At 60.5% G+C, this 9,042-nt stretch carries 5 protein-coding genes; all 5 read left to right on the forward strand.

Annotation, left to right across the window (positions count from 1 at the left end; genetic code table 11):
* Nucleotides 1-7: 7 nt before the first annotated feature.
* The 5 genes from ACZ7FF_RS24810 (at nucleotide 8) to ACZ7FF_RS24830 (ending at nucleotide 8,769) form a co-directional block, all read left to right on the forward strand.
* Nucleotides 8-2,860: a DUF1156 domain-containing protein gene (locus ACZ7FF_RS24810; RefSeq protein ID WP_470814456.1), complete on the forward strand. Its 2,853-nt coding sequence runs from the start codon at nucleotides 8-10 to the stop codon at nucleotides 2,858-2,860.
* 12 nt (nucleotides 2,861-2,872) lie between these two features.
* Nucleotides 2,873-6,178 (forward strand): DEAD/DEAH box helicase, encoded by a 3,306-nt coding sequence (locus tag ACZ7FF_RS24815; RefSeq protein WP_470814457.1) that lies wholly within the window; start codon nucleotides 2,873-2,875, stop codon nucleotides 6,176-6,178.
* Nucleotides 6,179-6,387: 209 nt separating this feature from the next.
* Nucleotides 6,388-6,645: a barstar family protein gene (locus ACZ7FF_RS24820; protein ID WP_470814458.1), complete on the forward strand. Its 258-nt coding sequence runs from the start codon at nucleotides 6,388-6,390 to the stop codon at nucleotides 6,643-6,645.
* 249 nt (nucleotides 6,646-6,894) lie between these two features.
* Nucleotides 6,895-7,701 (forward strand): hypothetical protein, encoded by an 807-nt coding sequence (locus ACZ7FF_RS24825; protein ID WP_470814459.1) that lies wholly within the window; start codon nucleotides 6,895-6,897, stop codon nucleotides 7,699-7,701.
* Between the two features lie 27 nt (nucleotides 7,702-7,728).
* On the forward strand, nucleotides 7,729-8,769 hold the full coding sequence (locus ACZ7FF_RS24830) for a ComEC/Rec2 family competence protein (protein ID WP_470814460.1): 1,041 nt from the start codon (nucleotides 7,729-7,731) through the stop codon (nucleotides 8,767-8,769).
* The last annotated feature ends 273 nt before the right edge of the window (nucleotides 8,770-9,042 follow it).

The following is a 9,042-nucleotide window of genomic DNA, read 5'->3' on the forward strand; positions in this document are numbered from 1 at the left end:
GCTGCCGGTGGCAGCTCTGAGCATCGAGTCACGACGCGAAGCTGCCCCGATTCCAGGGCAGTTCCCGAAGCTCAAGACCCTCCATCAGTGGTGGGCTCGTCGCCCCATCGTCGCCTCGGCGGCCACAGTTCTGGCGGGCATCTTGCCAGCCTGGAGCGAAGAACTTGCAGAGCGTCATCCCACGATCAGCGGGCTGCAAACCGAACGGGCATATCGCGACTGGTTCAACCGTCTCGTCGGTATTTGGGGAGATCCCGTGCTGGCGAAACGAACAAGTGAAGCCGCCAAGGCCGCGGGCATCAAACTTAAAGACAACCCTTACACCTACCGCCCAGCATTCAAGAACAGTGTCGGCGAGCAGGAAATTCGAGACTTGCACGACGTCCTCGTCGACACCTGGGGCCGCCTGCCTGCCGTTGCGGATGTGACCGCCGGGGGAGGCTCCATACCGTGGACCGCGCTGCGCTTGGGTCTGCCAACCTACGCGAACGACCTCAACAGCGTGGCCGTGTCGATCCTGAACGCTAGCCTCACGATCCCAGCCAAGCACGGCACGGCGCTAACTCCAGTCCTACGCAAGTGGGGTCAGCGGATCGTGGACGACGCCACGACCAGGCTTCTGGAGTACTTCCCGAAGGCTGGCAGGGAGACGGTTACGAACTACCTCTACGCGCATGCGGTGGCTTGCCCCCGTACTGGCCGGATCGTGCCGCTGATGCCGGACTGGTGGCTTCGGAAGGGGTCTAAGCCAGCCGCTGTGCGGATGTTGACTGAACTCGACGGAGTCGAGTTGCAGACGCCGAGATTTCAAGTCGCGCACGAGACAGACATCGACTTCGATGCTGACAAGGGCCTCTTTGCGGGCGGCCGAGCAATCAGCCCGTACGACAATCTTGTCATCGACGGCGACTACATCAAGGCCGAGGCGAAGGCCGGCCGCATGACCCAGGTTCTCTACGCAGTTGTGGTTAAGAACTCCGCGGGACGAAGTTTTCGTGCACCGACCGACGCCGACCTGGAGGCGCTCGAAAAGGCGGAGCGGGTTGTCACGGAGAACATCGGAATCTGGGAAGCCACTGGAATTGTTCCCCCGACCCCGATCCCTGATGTGTCGAACTATGACCGTGGCCATCGGATGTACGGCATCAATAAGTGGGCTGATTTCTTCTCTCCTCGGCAGCTTCTAACTCACGCAGCCTTCGTCCAAGCATTCCGCAAGGTTGCTTCAGAAGCCCAAGTGGAGCTCGACGAAGACCTTGCGAACGACACCCTCACTGAGCTCGCCCTGATGCAGGGTAAGGCTCTGAATTACAATGCACGACAAGCAACTTGGGATGTAGGCAGACAGAAGACACGGAGTGTCTTTGAGAAGCACAACTTTGCGTTCAAGTGGACCTTCGTTGAGTTTCCCGGGCCTGGAGAGCTGCTGCCTTGGTGCCTGGACCAGCTGGTGGGCGCCTACGACGAGATCGCACGCCTCCTCGAAGAGACTGGCAGCAGCGCACCGGGCACACGGCTAGAGAGAAATGTGAAGGTCACCCCCGGTACCGCGGCTGACATCCCTTCTATTTCTGATGGGTCTGTCCAGCATATCTGTATGGATCCGCCATATTACGCCAATGTCATGTATTCGGAGCTCTCCAACTTCTTCTACGCCTGGGAGCGAGAGACACTCGGTGTCGTGACACCGGAGCTCTTCGAAGAAGAGAACACTGACCTCGAAAACGAGGCTGTCACCAACGACGCACGGTTCACAGCGGCCGGTCGCCGTAAGAGGGAGATCGCTGACCTCGACTACGAGGCGAAGATGGCTGCGATCTTCACTGAGTGCCGCAGAATCCTATCCGACGACGGCGTGCTTACGGTGATGTTCACAAACAAGAACGCTCGGGCATGGGATGCATTGGGCTCGGCGTTGATCGCAGCGGGTTTCACGGTCGAGACGTCCTGGCCAGTCGCTACTGAACCAGAGTCCAGCAGCCACCAAGCGAACAAGAACGCCGCAGAGTCCACCATCATGCTGGTCTGTCGTAAGCGGGACCTGAGCGATGATGGCGGGAAGCGGTACCTCGAAGACGTAGCGCCTGAGGTTCGCACAGATGCGCGGAGCGCGTCGCTCCGCTTCGGTGAAGACGGTATCGAAGGCGTCGACCTCATGCTCGCCACCTACGGCCCCGCATTGTCTGTCGTCTCACGGAACTGGCCCGTTTACTCGTCGGTACCCGACGAGAACGGAGCCGATCGGCTCCTGAGGCCGGAGGAGGCTTTGGACATCGCACGTGAGGAGATCGTCGAACTCCGACGTCGCCGTCTCGTGGGCGAAGCGGTCCAAGTCGATAGCCTTACCGACTTCGTACTCATAGCCTGGGACATCTTCAAGGCGCGGGAAGCCGACTTTGATGCTGCTCGGCTTCTTGCCCTAGCTGTTGGCGGACTCGACATCGACCAGCTGACGAGAGCCAAGGTACTCAAGAAAAAGGCTGGAACCGTGGAGTTGCTGGCGCCTGAGGAGCGGATCCGAAGGGGTAACGAAGGCGGTGCTCCTGGAGTCCGCCCAGAGGCAGCCAGGTTTGAGCACCTCATTGATGCCGTCGACACGATGCTCTACATCGCCAAGGTTGACGGCATGCAAGCTGCAAAGCGTTTCGTCGATCGGCACGGGTACATCAGTGATGGCGCGTTCATTGCCACCATTCAAGGCCTGATTAACGCGATCCCTCGTAAGAAGTCAAAGGGCGCGTGGGTCTACCCGGAGGCGGAGCTTCTCGACACTCTGTGCACGCTCTACTTCGATAGTGTTGAGCTCCCAGCCGACGCTCTCCCTGTAACGCAGAATGATGAACCAGACGCTCTCTTCTAGATGGAGTAGAGGTTGGCCGAGCACGACGATGTTTTGTTTCCTGGTGCCGCTAAGCCAGCGGCGCCGGCGCAGGATGGTCTCTTCGACCCCGACCCTGCCACGGCCGAGGACTCATTCCGCAGCGTGACGTTGAAGGCGATGTACTCGCCCGACGATGCACCGTTTGAGACGTTCTACGAGCCGCTGCTTTCCAGGGCCGTCGCCTACGAACGTGCGGTCGGCTACTGGTCCGGGGCAGAGCTGCAGTTTGCCGCGCAGGGCACGGCGTACTTCATCGCCGGTGGCGGTGTAATGAGACTCATCGTCGGCGCCCAGCTCGGCAAGAAGGACGTGGACGCGGTCCTGTCCGGCACTCCGCTCGACGATGTGGTCGCCGAGCGGTTACTGGCCGACCCTGGCCTAGAGGGCACGAAGATCGTGCAGAGCGAGCACCTCAGCGTGTTGGCCTGGATGGTCGCCAACGACCGGCTCCACATCCGGGTCGGTATCCCGGTCGACAAGCACGGTCACTTGCTTACCCACCAGGAGTCGGGCCGCTACTTCCACACCAAGTACGGCGTCTTCACTGACCGCTACGGCTACAAGGTGGCGTTCAGCGGCTCCAACAACGCCTCGGTCACCGCCTGGGTGAAGAACCATGAGACCTTCGACGCCTACCGCTCCTGGCGTACCGAGTCCTGGGAGGACTATGGCAAGCCTAAGGAACGAGCCTTCGAGCGGCACTGGCGTGCCAACCCGGACGAAGGCTGGGCGATCATCGACCTGCCCACCGCCGTCCGGGAGCACTTGATAGAGCACGCTCCCGACGCTCCGCCGTTTCCCTTCAACACGTTCGTGCCGCAGCCGAGGCGCGGGGAGGCCGATCATGAGGCACCGTCGGTCGACGTGGACGCCGATATCCAGGCGGCCTGGGATGAACTGGTCACCCTCCGGGACGCACCAAAGCAGTCGGCCTGGACTGGTGTGGGTACAGCGTGGGCTCAGCCGCTGCCGCACCAGGCCGAGCTGATCCACCGGGTGGTGTCGACGTACCCGCGCGGTTATCTCTTCGCCGACGAAGTCGGTCTTGGCAAGACCGTCGAGGCAGGCATGGTGCTGCGTGAGCTCTTCACCTCCGGCCGGGCGAAGAAGGCGCTGTTGCTAGTGCCTGCCTCGGTGATGAAGCAGTGGCAGGAAGAGCTCCACGAGAAGATGAACCTCGACGTCGCCCGCTACGACAAGGGCGGCTTCATCGACCGGTTCGACCAGCCCATTCCGACCGATCCAAAGGCGAACCTGTGGTCGGCCTTCCCGATCGTGCTCGCCTCCTCCCACCTCGCTCGCCGCCGCAGTCGCCGTACCGAGATCCTTGACGCCGGACCGTGGGATGTCGTCCTCGTCGATGAGGCCCATCACGCCCGCCGCCGCGGCTCCAAGGCGACCGACACTCCCAACTCCCTGCTCGCGCTCCTCCAGGAAATGAAGAAGCGCGACTTGTGGCGTGCGCTCTACCTCGCTTCGGCGACTCCGATGCAGATGCACCCCCACGAGGCCTGGGACCTCATCGAGCTCCTCGGACTGCCGGGCAAGTGGGGTGAGCAGGCGTTCTTCTTCACGCAATACTTCACCTACCTCGGCGACCCACCTGAGAGGCGCGGCTGGAAACTCATCTGCGACATGCTGGAGGACTACTTCTCTGACCCGCTCGCCCAACGCGACACTGAGCTGGAGCTGCAGGTCGACAACGCACTCGGATGGGCCGACGCGTGGACGGTGACCGGGATGGCCGGCAACCCACCCTCATCAGACCTTAGGGCACAGTTCCCCAATGCCACCTCCGAGTGGATGGATAAGTGGGCTCGCCGCCACACCCCGATGCGCGATCGGGTCTTCCGCAACACCCGCAAGACCATGCGGGCCTACCAGGCGGCCGGCATCATCTCGGCGTCGGTCGTCATCCCGTACCGGCACGTCAAGGACGAGTTCATCCGCCTGGCGTCAAACGAGCGAAAGCTGTATGACCGCATCGAGGAATACATTCGCCGCCACTACAACGCCTACAAGTCTGACAAGGCCACCAAAGCTCTGGGCTTCATCATGACCGTCTACCGGCGCCGGCTGACCTCCTCCTTCGAAGCGATCAAGCAGTCCCTGCAACGCCGCCTCGACGTACTTGAGCAGGGCAAGAGCCTCGCGGATCTCCTCACCGACGACGATGGCGTCGACCTGGAGAACTCCCTCTTCGACCCCGAGACCTTCGACCTACGTGCCGACCGCCTCAAGGAGGAGATCGGTGAGCTCCGCTCCTTCCTCAACGACCTCGGTGATATCACCGGCGAGGACACCAAGGCCCAGCAGCTCGTCGAGGATCTGGCGGAGTCGTTCAAGGTGTACGACTCAGCGGTGGTCTTCACTCAGTACGCCGACACCATGGACTACGTGCGCGAGCGTCTCCTGGCTGCTGGCTACTACAAGCTCGGCTGCTACTCCGGTCGCGGAGGCGAGATCTACGATCCCGTAGCAGGGAAGTGGAACCCAGTCACCAAGGCCGAGATCAAGACTCGATTCCGCGACGGCGATATCGAGGTTTTGATCGGCACCGACTCGATGAGCGAGGGCCTCAACCTGCAAACCTCGGGCCGCCTCATCAACTACGACATGCCCTGGAACCTGATGCGCGTCGAGCAACGCATCGGCCGCATCGACCGCATCGGTGCCACCTACGAGCACCTCCAGATCAGCAACTATTTCTACAAAGACACTGTCGAGGAGCAGGTTTACAAGGGCATCAAGGAGGACTATGACGACTTCACCAACATCCTGGGAGGCGCCGCCCCCGTCCTGGGCACTGTCGAGAAGGTCATCGAAGACCTCGTCCTCGCCGCGAACCTTAGCGACGAAGTCATCGCCAGCGAGATCGCCGGCATCCGGAACCAGATCGATGACATCAGCAACCAGCCGGTCAGCACTGACGACCTCGGCGCCCCCGATGACGACATCACCATCAGTACCCCGCCGGACCTGACCGGAGACATCACTCCGTCAGACGTTGCCACGAAGCTCACGAACAACTTCCTCTCAAGCCGCTGGCTGACCTCAGAGGACGGACGCCCCGGTATCTACAGTCTCTCTCTTCCGTGTGACGACGCCCATGTGTCCTTCGAACCTTTTGGCGGCGTGACGTCCGTCGAGTGCTACTTGAGGCAGCCGTCCACGGCCTCAGTCCCCGTGACATTCGACCGCGAAATCTGGGACACCAGCAGCGACAGCGACCTCGTCTTCCTGACCTACGGTTCACCCGAGTTGGGCTCCCTCCTACCCGCCGAATCAAGTGAGTGACTGATAGCGAGGTGCCCCCTTTGGCTTCCAGTTCGGTTCGGCACGTAAGGACTTGGAGCTGCCACCGACCACCGCTTTAGGAGTTCGTTCTCCACCCGGTTGGGCTAGAGCCCGCCTCGTCCACCGGTGCTGCACATGGCCACTGGTGGTCGTCGCCGTCTGCTGCGGTTGATGTCAGGAACCTGCGACCACATGCCAGCATGTCGCCTGTGATCACCATTGACGTCAGCGAGGTAGCCGACGAGCGCGCCCTGCACCTGCTTCTGAAGCGGGAACTGGGCTTCCCGGACGTCTACGGCATGAACTGGGATGCCTTCTGGGACGCAATCACCGGACTGGTCAGCATCCCAGACCATGTGCGCTTCCTCGGCTGGGATCAGCTCACGGCCGGCGTTCCCCGCGGGGCCGCCATGCTTCGCCGAGCGCTCGAACTACCAAGCCACGCACCGCCTGGAGTTCGTCACTGATTATGCCTAGCGGGGTGACCTGGGGGAACGGCTCGCTACGGCTGTCGTTAATAGTCGACACTGAGCGGCCTCGGACAGTCCAGGGACGGCCCAGCGAAGATCACTCATCGGCTGCCAGCCACTCCTGGGGCCAGCGCTGAGAACGATTCTGCCGAAGTTGCGCAAACAACTACCCAACGTGGGGTGGATGGTCCAACATGTTGATGGCTGAAGGTTGTCGCCCCCACCGGCAATCTTGCGGACCACACATTGAGCAATGCAGCTACCGATAAGTGGGGCATTTTGTCTGGAATTGGTTCGAATGTAGTTCATCTCTTTGATGGCTATAGTCGCAAAGCGCGTCTTGCTCCAGCGTTCATCGTTGCTTTTCCGGTCACTCTGCTCTGTGTCGCCCTGGTCCCTGCATTGGTCAACTGGAACAAGCTTTGGCTCGTGGCAGTGGCTAGCGGAACGGTAATAGTCGTCGACCAGATAGTGAGAGATCGAGGTCGGGCTATCCAGCCTGCCCTGTGGTCTTCGTGGGGTGGACCTCCAGCCACCAAGGCTTTGAGGCACAGCGGCGCAAAGAACCCGACACTACTTGCCCGCAGACATCAAAAGCTTTCCGCCTTGTTGGATCATCCGATGCCAACCAAGAGGCAAGAAACTGGAAATCCCGCCAAGGCTGATGAGACCTACGAGATGGCCATTAGGTGTCTCATCGCACGGACGCGAGACACTGCGCAATTTCGACTCATCTTCCTTGAAAACTGCCATTATGGATTTAGGCGCAACATGCTGGGGGTGCGCACTATTGGCCTAACTGCCTCCATCGCCGTTAGCGGTATGGCCGTGGGAGCCGTGGTTGCTTCCTACTACGGGATGCTCGTTTGGAAGATAGGCTTCGCACTCGTGGCGATTGTCAGTCTGGCGCTTTCGGCTTTCTGGTGGAGAGTGGTCAGCTCGGAATGGGTGAGGTCTGCGGCAGAGGATTACGCAGAACGCCTCCTTGATGCACTGGATGTACTACAGATCTCCCTGGCGGAAAATACACCTGGCGAGGATTCGCGAGCCTAACGTAAGTGAAAGCCCGAAGGGGGCGGCGTGTACGAAATCGATTTTCTTCCCGTGGAGAGTGAGTCGGGCCCGGGATCAAAGAGCGGCGACGCCATCGCGGTTCGCTTTAGTGTGGAGACCGAACAGAGAAACGCAGTCATGGTGATCGATGGCGGATTCTCGCACATCGGCGAGAACCTAGCCGATCACATCGCCCAGTACTACGAGACCGACGTTGTTGACCTCGTGATATCGACCCATCCTGATGCCGACCACCTCAACGGGCTATCGACGCTAATCGAGAAGGTGCAGGCGAAGGAGCTGCTCATTCACCAGCCAAGGCTTCACACCCATGATGTGAGCGATTTCAGCAACTTGGAGGCTCTTGACTCGCTCATTTCTATGGCCAGGTCGCGGGGGGTGAGCATCGTCGAACCCTTCACGGGGCTCACTCGATTTGGTGGGCAGGTTTCGATTCTAGGTCCTACTGTTTCCTACTATGAAACACTTCTTGAACAACATTTGACAGAGGAGCGAAGCGGCCTGTCTCATGCTTCTAAGGCCAGTTTTGGGTCGGTCGTTCGCGGATTGCTATCCAAAGCTCTCCCCTATTTGCCAGTTGAGACGCTGGGCGACGACGGCGAAACCAGCCCGAGAAATAGTACGTCTGTGATTACACTTCTGTGCGTGGGGTCACAGCGGATGATGTTCACCGGTGACGCTGGAATTACAGCTCTTGAAGGTGCCTGCGATGAGTACGAACGCACTGTCGGAAGTTTCCGTGTCGCCCCGCTGAATTTTTTCCAAGCCCCGCATCATGGAAGTCGCAGAAATCTCGGGCCAACTATCCTCAACAGAATCCTCGGCGAGAGGGGCGCGCCTCATCGTGCGGATGTGACGGCCTTCATAAGTTCGGCTAAGATTTCGGAAAAGCATCCATCACCCAAGGTCGTCAACGCTCTCAGTCGACGAGGTTGTGAGGTTTTCGCGACTGAAGGGCGGACTATCACGCAATCGAATGGGGCGCCCCCACGAGCGAACTGGGTTACGCTCACACCGTTTGGCCCGCTCGCGGAGGACGATGTCTAGGCCGCAGGCGCCGGATGCTACCCGCCAGGTCGGCGGAGCGGCTTTGGGCTGGAGCTGCTTTGGCGCGAGTGATCATGGCCCCGTAAGCTTCCGGCGCGTCGGGCAGTCTGTGGACCTGCCCGGTAAAGCACGACGCTGGGGCCATGATCTTCGAGGCTCGCGCCAAAGTGGCTGCCTAAGAGGTCGTTCTCTTTCCGAACCTCGTGTGACGTTTTCGCTGGCCAGGCATGAACTAGCTACTGCTGCGGGAGCCTCGGCTCGTTGCCGGACGAG

The organism is Streptomyces sp. NPDC037126 (assembly GCF_055605965.1).